This is a genomic window from Mesorhizobium sp. M0048, assembly GCF_040323405.1.
In the GTDB taxonomy this organism is placed as follows: Bacteria; Pseudomonadota; Alphaproteobacteria; order Rhizobiales; family Rhizobiaceae; genus Mesorhizobium.
This window is the reverse complement of the sequence record NZ_JAMYUV010000020.1, coordinates 15,577-34,738: the sequence shown is the minus strand read 5'-3', so window position 1 is coordinate 34,738 and position 19,162 is coordinate 15,577. Positions and strand designations below refer to the sequence as shown.

Annotated in this window: 14 protein-coding genes and 2 pseudogenes; 9 read left to right on the top strand and 7 right to left on the bottom strand. The window is 59.1% G+C overall.

Annotation, left to right across the window (positions count from 1 at the left end):
* Positions 1 to 431: 431 nt before the first annotated feature.
* From NKJ84_RS18035 to NKJ84_RS18025, 3 genes are all read right to left on the bottom strand, one after another.
* A complete protein-coding gene (locus NKJ84_RS18035; protein WP_352507548.1) occupies positions 432 to 779 on the bottom strand; it encodes a polysaccharide pyruvyl transferase family protein in 348 nt (115 codons plus the stop codon).
* A gap of 382 nt (positions 780 to 1,161) precedes the next feature.
* The gene (locus tag NKJ84_RS18030; RefSeq protein WP_352507547.1) at positions 1,162 to 2,592 is read right to left on the bottom strand and encodes a DUF4214 domain-containing protein; all 1,431 of its coding nucleotides are present in this window, start codon (positions 2,590 to 2,592) and stop codon (positions 1,162 to 1,164) included.
* 307 nt (positions 2,593 to 2,899) lie between these two features.
* Positions 2,900 to 3,967 (bottom strand): glycosyltransferase family 2 protein, encoded by a 1,068-nt coding sequence (locus NKJ84_RS18025; RefSeq protein WP_352507546.1) that lies wholly within the window; start codon positions 3,965 to 3,967, stop codon positions 2,900 to 2,902.
* A 272-nt stretch (positions 3,968 to 4,239) separates the two neighbouring features.
* Here NKJ84_RS18025 and NKJ84_RS18020 point away from each other — a divergent pair, with 272 nt between their 5' ends.
* The 5 genes from NKJ84_RS18020 to NKJ84_RS18000 all read left to right on the top strand — a co-directional run bounded on the left by NKJ84_RS18020 (position 4,240) and on the right by NKJ84_RS18000 (position 11,338).
* Positions 4,240 to 5,349, top strand: a complete 1,110-nt coding sequence (locus tag NKJ84_RS18020; protein ID WP_352507545.1) for a hypothetical protein — start codon at positions 4,240 to 4,242, stop codon at positions 5,347 to 5,349.
* Complete coding sequence (locus tag NKJ84_RS18015) at positions 5,346 to 6,839, top strand: lipopolysaccharide biosynthesis protein (RefSeq protein ID WP_352507544.1); 1,494 nt, start codon at positions 5,346 to 5,348, stop codon at positions 6,837 to 6,839. The genes NKJ84_RS18020 and NKJ84_RS18015 overlap by 4 nt, the downstream gene beginning before the upstream one ends.
* 485 nt (positions 6,840 to 7,324) lie before the next feature.
* Positions 7,325 to 8,221: a glycosyltransferase gene (locus NKJ84_RS18010; protein WP_352507543.1), complete on the top strand. Its 897-nt coding sequence runs from the start codon at positions 7,325 to 7,327 to the stop codon at positions 8,219 to 8,221.
* 1,082 nt (positions 8,222 to 9,303) lie between these two features.
* The gene (locus NKJ84_RS18005) at positions 9,304 to 10,323 is read left to right on the top strand and encodes an oligosaccharide flippase family protein (RefSeq protein ID WP_502899871.1); all 1,020 of its coding nucleotides are present in this window, start codon (positions 9,304 to 9,306) and stop codon (positions 10,321 to 10,323) included.
* Between the two features lie 22 nt (positions 10,324 to 10,345).
* Complete coding sequence (locus NKJ84_RS18000; protein ID WP_352507589.1) at positions 10,346 to 11,338, top strand: glycosyltransferase family 8 protein; 993 nt, start codon at positions 10,346 to 10,348, stop codon at positions 11,336 to 11,338.
* Here the strand turns inward: NKJ84_RS18000 and NKJ84_RS17995 are convergent.
* Both NKJ84_RS17995 and NKJ84_RS17990 read right to left on the bottom strand, forming a co-directional pair.
* Positions 11,289 to 11,625, bottom strand: a pseudogene (locus NKJ84_RS17995) (glycosyltransferase family 2 protein). The gene NKJ84_RS18000 and the pseudogene NKJ84_RS17995 overlap by 50 nt on opposite strands.
* 137 nt (positions 11,626 to 11,762) lie before the next feature.
* Positions 11,763 to 12,800 carry a glycosyltransferase family 4 protein gene (locus tag NKJ84_RS17990; RefSeq protein WP_352507542.1) on the bottom strand — a complete coding sequence of 346 codons (1,038 nt, stop codon included), beginning with the start codon at positions 12,798 to 12,800 and terminating at the stop codon, positions 11,763 to 11,765.
* A 429-nt stretch (positions 12,801 to 13,229) separates the two neighbouring features.
* Between NKJ84_RS17990 and NKJ84_RS17985 the strand changes: the two genes are divergently transcribed.
* Entirely contained in the window at positions 13,230 to 14,360 is a 1,131-nt protein-coding gene (locus tag NKJ84_RS17985; RefSeq protein WP_352507541.1) for a glycosyltransferase family 4 protein, read from the top strand.
* Here the strand turns inward: NKJ84_RS17985 and NKJ84_RS17980 are convergent.
* Positions 14,353 to 15,585, bottom strand: coding sequence for a glycosyltransferase (locus NKJ84_RS17980; protein WP_352884847.1), 1,233 nt, complete (start codon positions 15,583 to 15,585; stop codon positions 14,353 to 14,355). The two genes, NKJ84_RS17985 and NKJ84_RS17980, sit on opposite strands and share 8 nt — an antisense overlap.
* 245 nt (positions 15,586 to 15,830) lie before the next feature.
* Here NKJ84_RS17980 and NKJ84_RS17975 point away from each other — a divergent pair, with 245 nt between their 5' ends.
* The 3 genes and pseudogenes from NKJ84_RS17975 to NKJ84_RS17965 all read left to right on the top strand — a co-directional run bounded on the left by NKJ84_RS17975 (position 15,831) and on the right by NKJ84_RS17965 (position 18,024).
* Positions 15,831 to 16,703, top strand: coding sequence for a glycosyltransferase family 2 protein (locus NKJ84_RS17975; RefSeq protein ID WP_352507539.1), 873 nt, complete (start codon positions 15,831 to 15,833; stop codon positions 16,701 to 16,703).
* Positions 16,704 to 16,716: 13 nt separating this feature from the next.
* A pseudogene (locus tag NKJ84_RS17970) lies at positions 16,717 to 17,115 on the top strand (polysaccharide biosynthesis/export family protein); the annotation flags it as partial.
* A 3-nt stretch (positions 17,116 to 17,118) separates the two neighbouring features.
* Positions 17,119 to 18,024: an HlyD family secretion protein gene (locus NKJ84_RS17965; RefSeq protein ID WP_352507592.1), complete on the top strand. Its 906-nt coding sequence runs from the start codon at positions 17,119 to 17,121 to the stop codon at positions 18,022 to 18,024.
* A 459-nt stretch (positions 18,025 to 18,483) separates the two neighbouring features.
* On the opposite strand, the gene NKJ84_RS17960 is transcribed toward NKJ84_RS17965, so the two are convergent.
* On the bottom strand, positions 18,484 to 19,146 hold the full coding sequence (locus NKJ84_RS17960) for a sugar transferase (RefSeq protein WP_502904026.1): 663 nt from the start codon (positions 19,144 to 19,146) through the stop codon (positions 18,484 to 18,486).
* Positions 19,147 to 19,162: the final 16 nt, after the last annotated feature.

Genomic DNA, 19,162 nt, shown 5'->3' with positions numbered 1-19,162 from the left:
CTGGACTTCGAGGCTCTCCCTGAATTTTTCGACGCTGTTACGGACCCTGCGCGCATGTTCTTTCCCGATGCGCCACAAGCCACTGCCTGATCAAGATTTCGACATCGAAGCTTTCGACGCGCTGGCAAGATTCTGACGGAACCGCTCTGACCGGGCAATTGGTCGTTCTTCAGCGCATAGCCCAGTGATATCAGGGGCTTTCCCGCCATCAGGGCGGCCACAATACTGGAAGCGGATCGCCACCACGAGATCGGTCAGGGCGAGTTGGCCGAAGACGTCGCGAAGGGAATGGACGGGTGGGCACGAAAGCCCTTGGGTATCAGTTTCGCCCAGGGCCGCCAGGACCGCCTCGACCGCGGGAGTATCACCTTCGTCGCCTGTGCGAGGGCGGACATTGTAGCCGCTGGCCAGGAGGTAGGTGACGAATATCGCTACTTTGGCAAATAAGATTCAGAGATGCCCAGCCCGCGCTCCTCGAAACCGCACCAGCCGCGGTAGTTCATTACGCCGACACCGACCGTGAGCGGGTGTGAAGGGTCGGCATTGGCAGATTGCGGAACGGGCAGCGTGAAAGCGAGATCGGGATCCATCGACTCCCGGCTGGTGTCGACGCCGACGCTTGCCATGAATTCCCTCGAGGCAGTGTCCCTGTAGCTCCGGTAGTCCGGCATGCGGGCCGCGCTTGTTATCAGCCATCGGCTGACGCGATGTCCCACCGGCCCGGCACCTACACTGACAAAAGCAATGCGCGTTCCGCGAGATGCGCTGCAAGGCACCATTTGAAGACGTCGAAGGGCATGCCCAACGGGCGGTCGCCGAAATAGTCAAGGATTCCCGTTCCAGGCACGACTATGACTTTCGCCTTGCGGATGTGCCGGACTGCACGGAGGAAATCCATCACCTTGCGGGGGATTTTCAGGAAAATGCAGTCGAGAAGGCCGGCGATCCCCTCTCCTCTCGCGATCCGCGCGTTGGGTCGCTTCTCCTTGAGGAACAGAGCATGGATTCGGGCGAGCCGTCATTGCCAAGGTTGCCGCAGCCGAACAGGCCCAAGATGGCGATGCCCGGTTCCCTGCCGCCGGCGGTTGCCGCTGCCTCGCCTTGCGGTCGTGGCAAGGCCGCGACCTCCCGTGGCTCACGTATGGCGCCCATTGGCTCTGCTCACTCAGGGTTCGGCACCGTGGAGGTTTCGCGGATGGCGGCGTGCCTGGATTTGAACTCCGCCGAAGTGATGATTCCGAAGGCCACGGCCTCACGCGTCATGGAACCCGCACGCAACTGGCGGGTGTAGCTTTCCAGTCCGTAACCGTCCGCGGGATGGTTCAGAAGCAGCAAATACAAAAAACCGACATAGTCGCGGTCCGTTAGGCCGATCGTGGCATATCTGGTTTCGTATTCGTCCGAGCGCATCATTTCCATGATCATGTCGGCGAGTTTGGTGTCTCCGCTTTCAAGTGCCGCCGACCATTGATTCACGCTGGCCGTGTCGCCCTTGTGGCCAAGGATGAGGCAGTAGACGAAACTTGCCTGCCGCACCTGCGTGGACTGGTCTGCAGCCATGGTCTCGGTGTCGCAGTCCCGATGCGGCTTGGTCAGCGGCAAAGGACCGCGGGTGAAGTCCCGTACCGTCTTGTAGGCAGGCTTCGGTTCACCGGTCACCCATTTGCCATCGGAGGGACCCACGAGCCTCACCAACCCCATATTGGCTTCGAAGCTCGGGGCCCAGTAGGTCTCATCGAGCAGTTCGTAGATGTGTGCGGCCTCGACCTTGTACTTCTCCTTGAGTTCGCGAAGCCGCGTCATTGCCTGCTTGATACCGTCGGCCTGCTGCCGCTCGCTGCGCTGACTTCCGGAAGGATTGTTGAATTCGGTGACCCAGATCGGCTTGCCATAACCAGAAATTTCGCGGAAAGCCCATTCTGGATCTTCGCCGTACATGTGCCAGACCGAGATATCCCAGGCGATCCCGTCGTGCTTCATCCGCGCGAACGCGCCGGTGTGGCCCCATCCGGCGGTGCCCAAAGCCTTCCTGATCCCCGGGTCGACCTCTGTCATGCCGTCGGACAGGCCTTTGAGGACGGCGCTCACCTTCACCCAGCGCGGGCCGAAGTAGTCGAGCGTTCCCATTCCTCCTGCCGGCCCCCATCCACATGGATATTGCGAGCCGTCGTCGCGTTTCTCACAGGGCTTGATGATGGCATAGTTCTCCATCTCGTTACCGAGTTCCCAAACCCGAATGTCGTTCTTGAACCTGGTGCCGAGGGTGACCGCCAGTCTCCGGGCATTCCCGTAGAGCTCGTCCGGGTTGTCCTTGTCCAGGTCGACTCCGGGCGTGATGAGGGGCAGGATCTCGATCCCTCTCGTCTTTCCCGCTTCGACAAGGTGGGCAAGGCTATCTACCTGGTCCTCTGCCGTGACGTTGACCCGGTACGATTTGAGGCCGAGATCCTTGATGAAATCGAGTTGCCTTTCGACCGGGATGCCCGGATAGGAAACTATTGGATGGCCATTGATGCCCCAGAGGAAATCGGCGGATGCAGGCGCAGCTGTTGCGAGCAGGCAGGCCGCAGCGATTGCAAGACGAAACGACACGGCACACGGGCCTCCCTACCCCACTTCGAAATTCGGGATAGTGGGGATTGCGTACGCTGGGCGCAATTTGCTCATACGGTTGAGTGGAAGCTCTCGTTACCGCTTTAGACGGTGTTCATTCTCTAGCCTATTTGGACGGCATGACCTTTAGACGGTGTTCATTCCCTAGCCTATTGGACGGCATGACCTTCACCCGGTTTGTCAGACTATCCGAGCGGGACGCAGAGGAAGTGAAAGATTCTCCGATTTCTGTCTGCCGGATCTCTTTAAAAGCGCGTTGCGCCTGGCAAGATTCACGCGGGGTACTTCAAGTCTCTGTTTTTGTGCAATGCTTGCGGTTGGCACTCTGGTCCGCTGCACTAATACTTGGTCCATACGAGGCGGCACGACCTCTCTTATCAGCCCGTTCAAATACCTCGGAGAATACCACTCGGATCCGAGAGAGAACATCCTTTCTCCTGAAAAGATGAGCAACGGGAGGGAGGACTGCCAAATGCGGCGACAGGCTGAAGGCGAACTTGAACAGACCAAAGGCCTCACGATACCTACCCCGGATCAGATGTGATACGGCCGACCAGTAGGCATCACAGGCCAAACTCACTCGCGCGAGCATAAGCAACTTGCCTGATTGGTTTTTGACCATGCTGTAGGACGATAAGAAGGTCTCGATGGCCATATACACGGAATCCAGTCTAAGCTTGAAGTCCTGCCAGTAAGCGCTCGAAATATTGCTCCTGTGCTCCCTTCGGATTCCCTGAATAGTATTTGTCTCAGCAACATCCCCGATACTGGCCAGCCGCATCAGCATCTCAAGGTCATTGGTGAACGGCAATTCCCTGATGTAATAGCCTGCACGTTTCTGCGCGACCGTTCGTACCAATATGAACCCGACCGGCCGTTGCAAGGGGCGGCGGCAGACATCCTCTATATATTCTGATCCAGAAATAATTGTCCAAGCCGGCGGCTCTGCAGCGGTCAACTCGGTCGGCAGAGCACCCTCGACATTAAGGATTTGTGCCCCCCCTTGCGCGACGGTTAGTGTAGGATGTTTCTCCATTATAGAGATGGCACGTGACAGACTGTCGGGCACAAGAATATCGTCGGAACAAAGTATCATAAAGTAATCCGCTCTCGCCTGGTCGATGCCTTCGTTCATGGAGGCCATAAGCCCGACATTGACCGGATGGGCGATAACTTGGATCCGCGGATCGGCGGCCGCTAAAGCACGGGCTACCTCGAGGCTGTTATCAGTCGACGCGTTGTCTATGACGAGCACGCGCAAATTCTCTACATCCTGCGACAGCACACTTTTGATACAGCCGGGCAGGAAGCGCCCGAACTGATAGTTCGGAATGACTACGTCGACGCTGGGCATGAGCACACTCCAGAAGATTATTGCACAGCGTCGGGAAACCGCTCCGCACTAGCGATCCGACATCTTCGCACCGAGCCGCTTTCGGTGGTCAGGAAACTTCTGCGTGGGCCCACGTTTGCATCGTAACAATAGGATAGCTACTGGTCCACTCAATCAAAAGTGGAGGGTAGCTACCGCTAATTCGGGGCCGGCTGTCAGAGTCTAGAGATGGTATGGTTTTGACACTAGGCAAATGACATTGTTCCGGAGCGCGCTGTGAACGGGGGTGCTGCATGTCACTGAGGGTCGGAGACTGGGTCGAGGTGCGGTCTAAGGAAGAAATCCTTCGTACACTCGACAAAAATGGTCGGCTTGAGAAGCTCCCTTTTATGCCACAAATGTTTCGATATTGTGGCCTCCGCTTTCGTGTTTACAAGCGCGCGCACAAGACGTGTGACACGATCAACTTTGCTGGCGGACGTAAGTTATCCGGCGTCATCCATCTTGAAAAACTGAGGTGCGACGGCAACGCGTTTGGAGGCTGTCAGGCGGCGTGCCTGGTTTTCTGGAAGGAGGCATGGCTTAAGCCTGTGGACTCGCCGTCCTCGAATGGGGCTGTCTCGCTTCCGACTAAGATGGCGGACGGAACGGGTTGCACAGAAAGCGATGTGCTGGCTGGTGCGCGCGCCAAGAATCAGCCTTTGTCGGGTGGTCCGAGATACTCATGCCAAGCCACAGAACTTCTGGAGGCGACTACCCCTCTTCCTTGGTGGGATGTTCGGCAATATGCGGAAGACTATGCATCGGGAAATGCCGGCGCATGGCGCCTCTTCGCCGGGTTCGTCTATGCAACGATATTCAGTTGCTATCATTACACGCGCCGTTTAGGCCTCACCAGGTTGTCCTTGGGTGTCAGCTGGGTTTATGACAAGGTGCAGCACCTCTATGGTGGCGTTCCTTTCCCGCGATATCGGGGATCAATCCCTACCGGCCAGCCGGTTCCGACTGTCAAGCTTGATCTCCAACCCGGCGAGTTGATCAGGGTTAGATCCTATGAAGAAATCCTCGCGACCTTGGATGCCGACAACAAGAGCCAGGGTCTTACTTTCGATGCGGAGATGGTTCCCTATTGCGGTCATATCTTCAAAGTCAGATCACGCGTGACAACGTTCGTTAATGAAAAGACCGGACTTCTTACCAATCTCAGAGGGCCGGCCGTTATCTTGGAGAAAGTCTGGTGCAACTCGCGGTATAGCGATTGCCGGATGCAGTGCCCAAGAGCCATCTATCCTTGGTGGCGAGAGATATGGCTCGAGAGGGCCTCTGGCGACATGACTGATCAGAGAAGGCACGCGCAGACCGCTCAAACGGAGCCAAGCGCACATGCAGCCAGTGATACATGACCGACAAGACCCCGACCGCGAAAGGCGAGCGCCGTAACCTTAAGAGCGAAGCCATTCAAAGTGGCGTTGCCAGGATGGTGAGCCAGGGCGCGAACCTGATGCTCAGGGTGGGCTACATTGCCACATTGGCACGCCTGCTCAGCCCTAACGATTTTGGTCTGGTCGCGATGGTGGTGGCACTCACAGGCATTTTGGATGTCTTCACCACCGCCGGGCTTTCCTCCGCGACAATCCAAAGGCATGAGATTTCGTTCGAGCAGGTCTCGGCCCTGTTCTGGATCAATGTACTGGTAGGGATCCTCCTCACACTGGTCTGCGCCGCAAGTGCCTACCTCATCTCCACCTTCTACCATGAGCCGCGCCTGCTCTGGATCACCATCGCGATCGCTCCAGGTTTCCTGCTTAACGCGGCCGGTGTGCAGCATGCCGCTCTGCTGGAGCGCAATCTGCGTTATGTCACCCTGAGCGGAATCGATACAGGCGCCCTGTGCCTGGGCATCATGGCCGGTGTGCTGCTGGCGTTCCGTGGCGATGGGTACTGGGCACTGATCGCCCCGACCCTTATCTCACCGGCGGTCAGCAGCCTGGGCTACTGGATCGCCACTGGGTGGATTCCTGGACTCCCTCGGCGCGGCGCCAATATCGGCTCGCTCTTGCATTTCGGTGGAATTGTCACGCTGAACGGCCTTGTCGTCTATATTGGCTACAATGCCGAGAAAGTCCTTCTCGGGCGGTTCTGGGGCGCCGGATCACTTGGATTATATGCCCGGGCCTTCCAGTTGATCGGCATTCCCACGGCGACCATCAACAGCGCCGTCGGTGCGGTACTGTTCTCGGCGTTATCGCGGATGCAGCATGATCCCGCGCGGTTACGGAACTTCTACCTCAAGGGATACTCGATCGTCATCGCGGTAACGGTTCCCATCACAATGTTCTCGTTCCTGTTCGCACACGAAATCATCACCGTGGTGCTAGGCTCGCAGTGGACGGAGGCGGCGACTATCTTCCGGCTGCTCACCCCTACCATCTTGGTGTTCGGGATCATCAACCCCACATATTGGCTGCTCATCTCGACCGGCAGGCAGAAGCGCAGCCTGTATCTGGCCTTTGCCATCGCCCCTCTCGTCATCGTTTCCTACTGCGTCGGGATTTCCTTCGGCCCCGAGGGAGTGGCTCTGAGCTACTCGACGGCGCTGCTGCTCTGGCTCTATCCCCACCTGGCGTGGAGCCTGCATCGTACGCCGGTTTCAGTCGGGGATCTGTTGCGGACGATCATGAGGCCGTGGATGTCCGGCATCGTGGCCTCGGCGGGTGCGCTGGCAGTCCAGCGCTATCTCGGCCCCGAGGTTCCTTCGCTTCTGCGGCTCGTGGCGGGAGGGGTGGTCCTGACCAGTATCTACGGATTCGTCTTGCTGTTCGTGTTGGGGCAGATCAAGCTGTTCCAGGATGTGCTGCTGAGCTTCCGAGGCGAGGCGCGGGCCGGCGCTTGAGGCAGTTGGCAATGGCGAGGCCTGGCGCGCAGGATGAATGTCTTGGCTGTGGAAACACGCCTTCGGATCGCCTGACGTTTTGGATAGATTGGCGCCGGGCGGCGAAACTCTTACTGCCCGAGAGAAGCCCCTAGGGGTAGGACATGGCTGCTATAGCAATCGTCCATAGCTATCCGTACGACGCTTTCTTCGGCGGGGACGGTGCCTATATTCAGGCCTTCGGCCAATATCTTTTGAAGTCCGGGCACGAGGTACACGGGTATGTATCCGACATAGCGCGCGGACGAAGGAGCCCAATCTGCAGGAGTGCATATGAAATAGAAGAATATTTTTCGTGGCAGGTTCGTAAAAGCATCAGGTTGGGCCGGAGGACATTTCTATCCACAGAACTGCTTGGCCTCAGAAATCTGGCCGGATCGTTCCTCGGACGGAGAGCCGCACCGGTTCCCCCAGGGACGGAATGTCCCGAGGGAGAAATTCAGTGGGTGCTGGAACGTATCGATGCACTGAGACCGGACGCAGTCATACTGTTCCATGAGGCGGTACATTTCGCTCCCTCTCTCTCTCGCAACGGTCACAGGATTTTCTCGCTCGTTGGCCATCTTCAGCACCGCAGTGGGGCGTCGCACTGGGAGGCTGGAGGAAACCATGGCGCGGGCAAAATCTTGGCTGAGGAGCAGAGACTGTCCCACTCGCTGAACGCGGCGGAGTGCGTCGGTTTCAACAGCAATGATGACGCTTCCTACGCCCGCGACCGACTCGGGGTAAGACACGTGATCCCTCTCGGCATGGGCTTCAGCAATCACGAAAAGCCGCCGGAAAGCAATGAGCCCGTCGTCCTCTTTGTTGGGAATGCCACAGACCCGAATCGTGCCGCGCTCTCGTGGTTCCTGTCGGAGATCTGGCCAGCGGTTCGAATCTTCTGCCCCACGGCAAGGTTTCGGATCGTCGGAACTATTGCCTCCACGCGTGAGGCTACGCCGGAGGCGGACGGCCTCGAGCGTGTGGGGCCGCTCCCGGACCTTGGTCCCGAATATCGACGCGCCCAGCTTGTCGTGGCTCCGCTCGTATCCGGTACTGCCGGCGTCAAGATCAAGGTGGCCGAAGCCATGTCTTACGGCCGCCCCCTCGTGACGACCTCAATAGGGGTGGACGCCGGTGACGCCCATCAACTCGATGAGGGAGCGATCGTCGCTAACGGCGCTGCAGACTTCGCGCAGGCGGTCATCGCGCTGTTGAGCAATACGGAACTCCGGCGTCAGAAATCCGAAGGTACTGCCCGTGTCTTCGCCAATCTCTTTTCTTACGATGCGTGCTATGGCCCGTTCCTGTCCTGGCTCGGCAAGGTAGGCCAGGTGGCTGAAAACAAGCCGCCTTCATAGATGGCGTAGGGAGGCAGGGCCTTCTCGAGCCTTAGTTGGATTGACGGAGCGATGTGACTCGGAGCGGGCAGGCAAAGAACACACGACTGATAGGGTGGCCGGCAGGCCCGCGGCGTCTGGTCCGTGCGGGTCGGTCCATTCGTTCATCGTGCTCTCCTGGAGATCAATCCGCGGACTGGCAGCCGCTTAACTGTCGAACTCCCCGAAATCGCCTTGGAGTGAAGAAGCGCAAGCATGCTTTCCGAGGCATGGCTTTTCGACAGCGTCTGCCTTGGCCAGCTCTCAAGCACGCAACCGCTATGTTGCCGGAGGGTGGCGGGCTGGTGCAAAACTCAATCATAATGTTGGTCCGCTACTCGGCTTCCCTGCCTTTCCTCACTCAATCCCCTTTCTGGCCATCTCGCGATCGGTGTCGTCGGCTACGCACTTGTCGTCGGATCGGGAAAAGCAGGTCCGCGTGTTGGGGGCATCGCGGCCTCCGGGGGAAATCGGCCGTCCACTCGACGACTGCAGATAGGGGGCTGCGTTTTGCACCGCTACTCCTTTAGACGGGGGCCTTCCCTAGCCTTTTAGACGGCATGACCTTCCAACCGGTGTGTCGGACTATCCGTGCCGCATCCAGGCGGCCGCGCCCGGCCTGTTGGGGAAGAAGGGCACGCATGCTTTCTGTAAAACGCGACTCCTTATGAGCACAGGTGAACGCTACGTCCTGCTCGTTACGAATTTTGTCACTGCAGCCGTAGTCTCGCGAATATTGACGCCCGAGGAGATCAGGTCTCGGTGATCGGCATGGCCATCCTGGCGATTGTCATGTCCATTTAGGGAGTTCTCCAGTTCGAACTTCCTCATCCAGCGCGACGAACTGAGCCGCGAGGATATCGGGGGCCTTCATGGTGATATTCATCCTTACGGGAATCATCGCCGCCGTTCTTGTCGCCGTTCCCCTGGCGTGGCGTCGCTTTACGGGGAGCCGAATCTTGTTTCCTACTTACGGGTCATCTCGATCTGCCTTTTCCTCGACGCCTCATTCATCCTGATCAACGCTCTCCTGCGGCGGGAAATCCTTCGGCAAGGTAGCGGCCATCAACATAACAGGGACCACGACGGGTTCCGCGGCAACAATCGCGCTGGCGTTGGCGGGCTTCACCTACATGAGCTTCGCCTGGGGCTGGTTGATCGGCAGCGGTCTTGCCGCAGGCGTCGCCCTCGCCTTGCGACCCCATTTCTGGATGTTCAAGCCGTCCCTGGTCAACTGGCGCGGAATGACCTCGTTCGGTGGATACAACGGCGTTGTCGCCATACTTTACGGCATCTTTGACGCCCTGCCCCTACTCCTGTTGGGGCGCCTCGTGTCACCGCATACGGCAGCCTTGTTCAGCAGAACCCTCTTGATCGGCCACATACCCGACAAACTGGTCCTCGGAGGTGCCATGACGGTCGTGCTGCCCGCCTTCTCCGCCGAGGTTAGGCAAGGCAGGGATTTGAAGGGCCCGTATCTCGCCGCCCTTTCTCTTGTCACCGCACTCCGCTGGCCCGCTCTCCTCGTGCTTTCGGTTCTGGCTTACCCCGTCGTGGTCGTGCTCAGTCATCAATGGATCGAGGTCGCTCCGCTCGTGCAAGTCGTCGCAGTCGCGCTCCTCTTCTCCTTCAGTTTCGAACTCAATTACCCGGTGATGGTTGCGGTGGATGCGACTTGTTTATCGCGCACTGATCGTCTTCCCGCTTTCCGGCATTCTCCTGTCCATAGCCGTGATCTTCGGCGGACTGCAGGCGGCCGCCTGGTGCATGCTGGTGACCTTCCTTTCCAGGCATACGTTGCCTTGAGCTTCGTTCGGCGCAGGCTGGGACTGAGACGCAGGGACATCGCTGCAGCGCTATGGAGAAGCGCTGTCGTGGCCATGGCGAGCGCGGCTGCTCCGCTGTCCGTGATCGCTTTGTCAGGCTCCGGCTTCGCCCTTTTGTTCGGGCAGGCATTCGGGGCGGGATTGTTTGCGTTGAGCGGATGGGCAACAGCATTGATTCTTACCCGACATCCGCTCTTTGACGAGATAATGAAGACCATCCCGGTATTCCGGCGAGCCAAGCTCCGCCCGGGTGAATGAGGCTTGCGCATAGGAGAATGTTCTGTCAGCAACTCCTTCGGAAACAAAAGGCTCTGCGATAGTCCTTATTTGTAACGAGAACTATTTGCTGCCGACCTTCTCGGCGGCTCTTTCGGCTGATCACCACACAGCGGCTGATGTGCCGGTCTATATATTCGTGGTCAATTCCGATCCCGGATGGGCCAGCCAGTTCGACCATGCGGTGGCGGGCACCAAGATCAGGATAGAGGCGGCTCATCTATCTCAGCTCGAGGAAGCAACCCGGTTCCACCGCGACAGATATCTGCCCGCGATCGCACTGGCTCGGCTCTGGTTCGACGGGTTGCTCGACCAGGAAATAGACAGATTCTTCTACATCGACGGAGACACGATGGTCGACGGAGAGTTGGACAGCCTCTTGGCTGTGCGGCCTTCCCCCGGAAGGATCATGGCGGCCCCGGATGTAATGCGCATGTTCATGGACGAGAAAAGCCGGGGCAAGAAGCACGAGCTCGCCTACCTGAACGGCTTGGACTGCGATGCAGACAGCTACTTCAATTCGGGTGTGATCTACACGTCGCGCGAGGCTTGGAACAGCATCGTTCCGGAGGCGCTGGAATTCCTATTCGAGCACCCTGAAGGCTGCCGCTCGTCAGATCAGAGCGCGCTGAATCACGCCGCCTACGGCCGCGTTGATATGCTGCCGCTCACATACAACTACCAGAGCGAGCACATGATGGTCCTCGACCCGCGTAGGAACGGGTTCGCGCCGGCAATTTGGCACTTCACCGGCGGGCCAAACCCTTGGGATAGGCCGGGATGGCCTTGGGACGAGTATTTTAACAGATTCCACCGGATGGCAGAGCTGCTGCTCGTAGACTGCGATGTGAAAACGCCGAAGCCGCCTGAGGCTCAGATGCGCGCGGGAATTTCGCATAGGCGGCGGACAAAAAACAGGCTCAACTGGATCTACCCATGGCGCAAGATCACGAGGAAGGCAAAAATCCTGCGACTCTTATCTGCCGGATCCCTTTAATTCCGACTTTTTCCGGAAGGGCCGCTGTTGCGCGTTTGAGCGCCTTCGCTCCGTGGCCGAGCGTGTCTGCTGCGAGAATGTCGTCGGCGCAAAGGTTCATGAAGTAGTCGGCCTCGGCCCTGTCGATGGGTTCGTTGAAGGAGACGTTGCGCCCAAGGTTTTTCTCGTGGCAAACGACTTCAACCCTCGGGTCCTGTGCCGCAAGACCTTGCCACCCCGATGCTATCGTCCGTCGAAGCGTTGTCGATGATGATCTCCCTGAGGCGTTCGACATCCTGGGACAGCACGCTGCCGACACACTCGGACAGAAAATGCTCGTAGTTGTAGCACGGTATAACGACGTCGAGGCTTGCCAATTGGCTCTCCCGCTAGCCCTTCACTGTTTTCGGCTTCCTGGCTCTGCTTGCCGCAGATTGCCAGCCGGTCAATTGCGGAACTCCCCAAAATCAGCGTCGACCTGTATCATGAGTTCGAGGTATTTCCACGCAATCCATCGCCAGGAATAACTGCTCGCCCTGGCGTATCCCTTGGTGATGAACCGCTCCCGCAACGCTGGGTCGAGCATCAGCAGGCGGACGGTTTCGGCCCACAAATGGACGTCGTCGGGATCGGCATAGAGAGCCGAATCCTCACAGATTTCGGGAAGACACGGCGAGGTCGAGGCCACGACCGGGCAGCCCGACGCCATCGCTTCGACGGCGGGTAGCCCGAAACCCTCGATCCGTGACGGGAACAGGAAGCACAGGGCGCCTTCGAGCGCCTTCTTAAAGTCGTCGTCCCCTATGCGGCCAAGGAGGACGATGTTCCCGGGCATTTCCGGGACGTACCGCAGGACCGTGTTCTCATTGACATCGCCGGGCATCCAGAGATCGAGACCCATCCCATCGAGGAGCGGGGCCAGCTTGGCGAGAAGCCCCATGTTCTTGTATTCTTGGTCCCGCCTTCCAAGACAGAGGACGTACGGCCTGCCGCGGTCCACGGTCAGTGACGATCTTGCTGCATTCCATCTCTTGGCATGGTCGCTGCCGTTGTAAGTGACGACGATGTTTTCCGCTGGCGCGATCCCGAATTTGACAAGATGGCTGCGCGAGAGTTGCGAGACCGTCGTAATGCGGGCGGCTCGCCTGCCAAGTGCCGGCAAGATCAGTCGGTGCGCCCACCTGAAACCCCGCCCGTAGCTCGACGGCATGAGCCTAGTGTGCATATCATGGATGCACGCGATCTGGCGCTTCAGCACGATGGGAGCGAGGTTGCAAAAGCTTAGCAATCCTCCGGGCACGTGCCAGGGCAACTGCGCCTGCACCCACAATTGGGGAAGTCGCGGCAAGTTGAATTCGGGAACGACTCGGGTGGAGATGGCGTTGAGGCGGAAAGGTTCGGAAAGCGGACGCGGCACCACGAGATCGATCTCCAGATCGCGACCAAGCGGGTGCCCTTCCGAAATGAGGGCGTCGAGAGCCATGGTCACCTCGCTGGCGTAGCGAGCTATTCCGGTCGGCCTGAGCGTGGTGAAGTCGCCGTTTATCGTCCAACGCCGCCTCGCAGTTTCGCTGTCCGCCCACGTCCTGCCGGGATGCGCGACCAGATATTCGGAATGTTCGGCAAGCGATCTCGCCAGCACTGTGTCGGCGCTGTTTCTGTTCACCTGTTTGGGCCGTCTTGGTGGCCACTTTGTCGTATCGGTTTCGAGATTGCCCATGTCGCTCCCCCGCCCTTTCGGCGTCGCGAGCCAGACTAGCATTCTCGGGGGTGCAAGGGTCCTCAGACGTTTGAGGTAGGCACACTATCCCCCTCGCCTATCTGGATGATTCCCGGTCAGCCCCGATGACCCAATGGCCGTGATGACCGCCCGTCTTCGCGGCTGCACACTGAGGGTTAAAAAGGGGAACGCATGGCACGGCGTTGGACGATAAATGGGCGTTTTCTTTCCCAACCGACGACAGGCGTCCAGCGCTATGCGCGCGAGGTCGTCCGTTCGCTCGACGCTTTGATCGCGGAACAGGAGCCTCTCGCGCGCGGTCTCGAAGTCGGACTACATTGTCCACCGGGGTCGGGCGACATCCCCCTCGTTTCCATCGAACGCCGCGAGATCGGCAGCAGGAGGGGGCATGTCTGGGAGCAGGTGCAGCTCCCGTCATCGCTAGACGGCAGCGGACTGCTCAGCCTCTGTAACACCGGACCGCTGCTTTCCCACAAGCACATCGTCTGCATTCATGACGCAAACGTCTGGAACGCTCCGCAGAGCTATTCCATCGCCTTTAGAATAGTGTACAGGAATCTGTTGCCATGCCTCGGCAAGACGGCGTGGGGTATTTCGACGGTTTCCGATTACTCGTTGGGCGAACTGGTCCGCCGCCGCATCATCCGGGAGCAACAGGCTTTCGTGGCGCCAAACGGCCACGAGCATGCTTTGCGGTGGAAGCCTGAACACTCGGCAGAGACACGCCTGGCGGCCTCGCGGGAAACCATCGTTATGATCGGCAGTGCCGCACCCCACAAGAATGTGGAGCTCATCCTGAACATGGCTGACCATCTTGGCGAGGCCGGACTCAGGATCGCGATTGTCGGGATGTCGGATTCCCGTGTTTTTAGATCACCATCAGCCCGGGCCGAAGCCCGAAACATTCACTGGCTAGGGCGCATTTCCGATGGCGAGTTGGCGGCCCTCCTTAGGGACTCACTGTGTCTAGCTTTCCCCTCCCTTTCAGAGGGCTTCGGCCTCCCGGTCCTCGAGGCGATGGCGGTCGGCTGCCCTGTGGTGGTTTCCGACCGCGCCAGCCTGCCGGAAGTCTGCGGGAGCGCAGCCCTGTTTGCACCTCCCGACGACCCGGAAGCATGGTTCGAAAGCTTCGTGCAGCTTCACGGTTCTCAGGCCTTGCGACTCCAGTTGATAGGCAAGGGCAGGGCGAGAGCCTCGGCATACAGTTGGAGGGCTACGGCCTTACGCTATCTCGGGGTAATGGCTGCCGCCGACGGTATCGATACGGAAACGAAGGTCGTCAGAGCGCGCGAACTTACGTGATCTCGTGAAGTGCCTGGACAGCTCCGAGCGATTCCAGGATCGCGCGGTCGAAGTTCTCTTCGGAGAAGCGTCCTGCATTCCTGGCGCAGGCGCGGGGCGTGATCGCATAGCTGTTCTCTTCGAACCATTCGACTGCCTCCTTGAGGTGATCGACAGTTTGAGCCTTGAACAGCACTCCTGTCGGTTCGAGGGATGATCCAAGGCGCTGCACGATGTCTGCCGCCCCACCGCGGCCGAAGGCAATCAGTGGCGTTCCGCAGGCCTGCGCCTCGGCCAGCGCTATGCCGAAATCCTCGCAGCCCGCAAAGACCATGGCCTTTGCCCGCGCCAAGGTGTCCACATAGTCTTTCCGAGGCAGATAACCCGAGAAGGTGACGTTCGAGCCGGCAAGCGCTCGCAGACTGGATGATTGCTGCCCTTCGCCAACGATGATTAGCCGCCGCGACGGCATTTCGTTGAAGGCCCGGATGACGAGGTCGGTGCGCTTGTAAGGGGCGAGGAAGGACGCCGAAACGTAGTAGTCGTCCTTGTCCTCCACGCAGGGCAGTTCTCCCAGAGAGACCGGCGGGAAAACGACGCGTGCCTGGCGCCCATAAATGTGCTGGATTCGGGAGCGGACGTAGTTCGAATTCGCGAGCATCATATCCGGGCCGTGCGCGGTTCTCGTGTCCCATGTCCTCAGCCGATGGAGCATGTACCGATAGAGCATTCCCTTGGGACCGAAACCAAGCCGCGCTTGCTGAAGATAAGAAAACTGTTCGTCCCAGGCGTAGCGGACGGGGCTGTGCACATAACAAAGGTGCGGTTGGTCCGGCCTGGTGATCACGCCGCGCGAAAATGCGGCTGACGACGAGATCACCGCGTCGTAACCTGTCACATCGAACTGTTCGATCAGGAAGGGGCAAAAGAAGAAGAGAGATCTATAGAATTTGTGCACCATTGGTATGCGGTTGGCTGCGGACGTATGGAATTCTACGTCGCGGAAATATTTCTCCTTTACATCGGCTGGCAAGAAATCGAAAAGCGTGAAGACTTCGGCATTAGGAAACTGCTTGCAAATTTGCGCCAGAACCCGTTCACCTCCCCGGAAATTCGGGCACCAGTCATGAACGACCGCGATCTTCGCGTACCTGTCGACGCCGGGCCCCGGCGCGGCGGGCAACTCCTCGATGGGCACGTTGACCTTGGCCGCGATGGCCAAATCGGAAGAGCGTTCGTGGAGCATGGTTCGCCTAGCCTCAGCAGGCCAGCAGTTTCCATTCCGTGTTATGGCTCCGGCAAGTTGTCCGATCGGTTACAGGTTGATCCGGGTGCATGCCTGCCTAGTACATATGGCTGTGGGGCATTCACCCGCAGTACTCACAAAGCCTGTGTCCCGAGGTAGGCCAAGCTCCTGCCGTCCCCTTTTATGCAGGCTGTCTCGGTCCTCTCGTCGGCTTACGGTCCGCGGGAACCGAAACGGGATCCAGCATGAGACTCGCCGTAATCATCCCGACTCTTGGCCGCAGCGGACAGGTCGCGCGCCTGCTCAGATATTTGGGTGGCCAGACGAGACTTCCCGACGAGGTCATAGTGTCGGCGCCCGACGCCGCGCATGTCGAGCTGCCGGAAAGCTGTCCTTTCCTTTTGTCGCTCGTTTTCGGGCCGATAGGATCGTCTGCCCAGCGGAACACGGCTCTTGTACCCTCCCTGGAGCGCTTCGATATCATCACATTCTTCGACGACGATTTCGTTCCGTCCGCCGAATACCTGGAGCAGGTCGAGAAGGCTTTCGTTGAAAATAGCGGCTGGGCGGTGGTGACGGGCGCGGTCGTCAGGGACGGGGCCAACAACGCGGGGCTCACCTGGGAAGACGCCGAAGCCGCCCTGCGGGAGGCCGAGGGTAAAAAACAAGACGGACCATCGGTGGTAGATCATGTCGGTGCATACGGATGTAACATGTCCCTCCGTTCCTCCTTGGTGGGCGGTTTGCGCTTCGACGAACGGCTCGTCCTCTATGGTTGGCAGGAAGACATCGACTTCACCAGCCAGATGAGATCCAAAGGCCGAGTGGTCTGCGTGACTTCAATCAGGGGCGTCCATCTCGGCATCAAGACAGGGCGTGTCAGCGGAGAGCGGTTCGGATACTCCCAGGTTGCGAATGCGATCTACCTGATCAAGAAGGGCACTGTTCCGGCCTCTTTCGCGCTTCCCCTGATGTTCAGGAACATAGCGGCCAACCTCGCAAAGAGCCTGTGGCCCGAGCCGTTTGTCGATCGGAGGGGCAGGCTCAGGGGCAACATGCTTGCGATCCTGCACGTGGCTACAGGACGGATCGAACCCGAATACATCCTGAAAATCTGATGTGAGGAAGACAATGCGAAAATGGCTGGTCAGGGTGGTGGCGGCTTCACACGTGGCCGCGGCCTGCCCCTTGCCGACGGTGGCTGCCGAGTATCTCCTGGGACCGCAGGATAAGGTCAGGCTCAAAATTTACGAGTGGCGCGCATCACGCGATGTGATCTTCGAATGGACGGCTCTCAACGACGATTTCGTTGTCGGCGCCGACGGCACGCTCTTCCTTCCATTTGCGGGCCAGATACGCGCGCAAGGCACCGCCCCCGGCGACCTCGCCCGCGCGATCAGCGACCGCCTGACGCAGCATATGGGCCTCGGCCGCCAGCCGGATGTCGCCGTCGAAATCGTCCAGTACAGACCGTTCTACATAGTCGGCCACGTCGCGCAGCCCGGCGAGTTTCCCTATAGGCCCGGACTGACGGTGCTGCAGGCGGTGGGGATCGCGGGCGGCCTGCGGACACGCGAGGAAGACGTCTTGAGACTCGAGCGTGAAGTGATCGCGGGCCAAGGTGACGTGGGATTGCTGGCGCTGACCAACGTCAGCTTGCTTGCCCGCAAGGCGCGACTGGAATCCGAACTGGCTGGCAGCAACGACATCTCTTTCCCTGCAGAACTGAAGAACAGGGCTTCGAATGGAACGGTCGGGTTGACGATGGAGCAGGAGCGCAAGATCTTCGCTGTTCGCAAAGACGCGCTGACGACGCAACTCCGTGCACTTCACGAACTCAGGGAGTTCCTGGAAAACGAACTGGTCTCGCTCGAGAAGCAGCTGACCTTCCACGACAAACGGGTCGAACTCGTCCAGAAGGAGCTTGCGGGCGTTTCGACCCTTGTCGAGAAAGGGCTTGCGGTTGCTCCGCGGGAATTCTCTCTGGCGGGAATGGTCGCCCAGATGCAAAGCGACAGGTTGGCTGCCGAGACCTCGCTCTTGCGGGTCAGGCAGGAGATAAGCAAGACTGACATCGAGATCCTCGACCTCAGCAATCGCCATACCAGCGAGGTCGCCGAGACGTTGAGGGAGACGCAGCTACAGCTCAATGAAGTCGGCAGTAAAGTCGACACCGCAGTACAGTTGCTGCACGAAACCGAGGTCACGGCCCCTGCTCTGCTCGCCCTCAGGGAACGCTCCGAAAGGGCCAAGCCGATCTTCAAGATCGTGAGGACGTCCGACAGCGGCACGGAAGAACTCACGGTTGAGGAAACGACGCCGGTCGAGCCCGGCGATACCGTGAAGATCGAGATCCCACTGCCGCAGTCAGGCTTGGCTGCGCTGCCTGCAGGCGGCAGCTCTCAGGCGGAGCCGATACCCGTTCTGGACGCCAACTGATCAAGTTGTATGGTCCAGCGCGGCCTTCGCCTCGTTCGCTCGTTGACCGGTCACCCACAGAATTGACGCGTTGGCGTGAACCGGGGCAGTTGCCATGTACTTTGAGGCACCCTATCAGGGAGCCGCCAAACGTGACAGAAATCACCACCCTGACTGAACCTTCCCTGGCGCAAAGAGCCAATTGGTCCGCGGATACCAGTGGAGACATCGGTGCTCATAAGTGTAGTGGCCGTATCGGCGGTCGGCGTTATGTTGGGAGTGCGGTTCAAGGCTCCCGCCCTTATCGCGGCCACCGGCCTGCTACTGATCGGGAGTTTTGTCTGGAATTCCCTAGGGCTGCCGGGCTACGTGACCGTCGCCAAATTCCTGATCCTGGCATTCGCATTGGCCTGCGCTTATATCGTAGGTCTGTTCCTTTCCGTGCACCGGAGGCGGAACGAACGGTGATCCTTGCGGACTTCAGCAAGCTCTGTCGATGCGAATGACCGCGAACACGGTCCTGAACAGGATCACGACGTCGACCCAGACCGACCAGTTCCGCACGTACTGGCTGTCCAGCGCCACGCGGTTGGCGTAGTCCATGCTGCTTCTTCCGCTCACCTGCCACAGGCCAGTGAGTCCCGGCCGCGTCCGAAGGTATTCCCCCAGGTGGTCGCCGTACCGTTTGAGTTCGTCATTCACGATGGGCCTTGGACCCACACAGCTCATGTCGCCGCGGATGATGTTGAAGAGCTGGGGGAGTTCGTCCAGGCTTGACTTGCGAAGCATCCACCCAAGGAATGTGACGCGAGGATCGTCCCGGATCTTGTGGGTTTCCTCCCATTCCAAGACGACTCCCGGATTGGCTTTGAGATATGCTTTTAGAACTTCTTCCGAATTGGCAACCATCGAGCGGAACTTGTAACAATTGAACGGTTTCCCGCCGAAGCCAACTCGGCTGTGCGAAAACACTGCTGGGCCTCCCGCCGTCACCCTGATCAGCAGGGCGACGACGATCATCACTGGCGCCGCGATCACAAGTGCCATGATCGCTACGACCAGATCCATGATCCGCTTCAGGAGACCTCCCAAGGGAGGCTCCGTCGCTCGTGTACTGGTGGCGGGCGACAGGTCTGTCAACACTGTCCCGGCACTGTCC

Coding starts and splice junctions, on each gene's coding strand:
- NKJ84_RS17985 (WP_352507541.1), top strand. CDS start 13,230: ATGGCACGGCGTTGGACGATAAATGGGCGTTTTCTTTCCCAACCGACG.
- NKJ84_RS18025 (WP_352507546.1), bottom strand. CDS start 3,967: ATGCCCAGCGTCGACGTAGTCATTCCGAACTATCAGTTCGGGCGCTTC.
- NKJ84_RS18035 (WP_352507548.1), bottom strand. CDS start 779: ATGGTGCCTTGCAGCGCATCTCGCGGAACGCGCATTGCTTTTGTCAGT.
- NKJ84_RS17980 (WP_352884847.1), bottom strand. CDS start 15,585: ATGCTCCACGAACGCTCTTCCGATTTGGCCATCGCGGCCAAGGTCAAC.
- NKJ84_RS18015 (WP_352507544.1), top strand. CDS start 5,346: ATGACCGACAAGACCCCGACCGCGAAAGGCGAGCGCCGTAACCTTAAG.
- NKJ84_RS17975 (WP_352507539.1), top strand. CDS start 15,831: ATGAGACTCGCCGTAATCATCCCGACTCTTGGCCGCAGCGGACAGGTC.
- NKJ84_RS18020 (WP_352507545.1), top strand. CDS start 4,240: ATGTCACTGAGGGTCGGAGACTGGGTCGAGGTGCGGTCTAAGGAAGAA.
- NKJ84_RS17990 (WP_352507542.1), bottom strand. CDS start 12,800: ATGGCTCTCGACGCCCTCATTTCGGAAGGGCACCCGCTTGGTCGCGAT.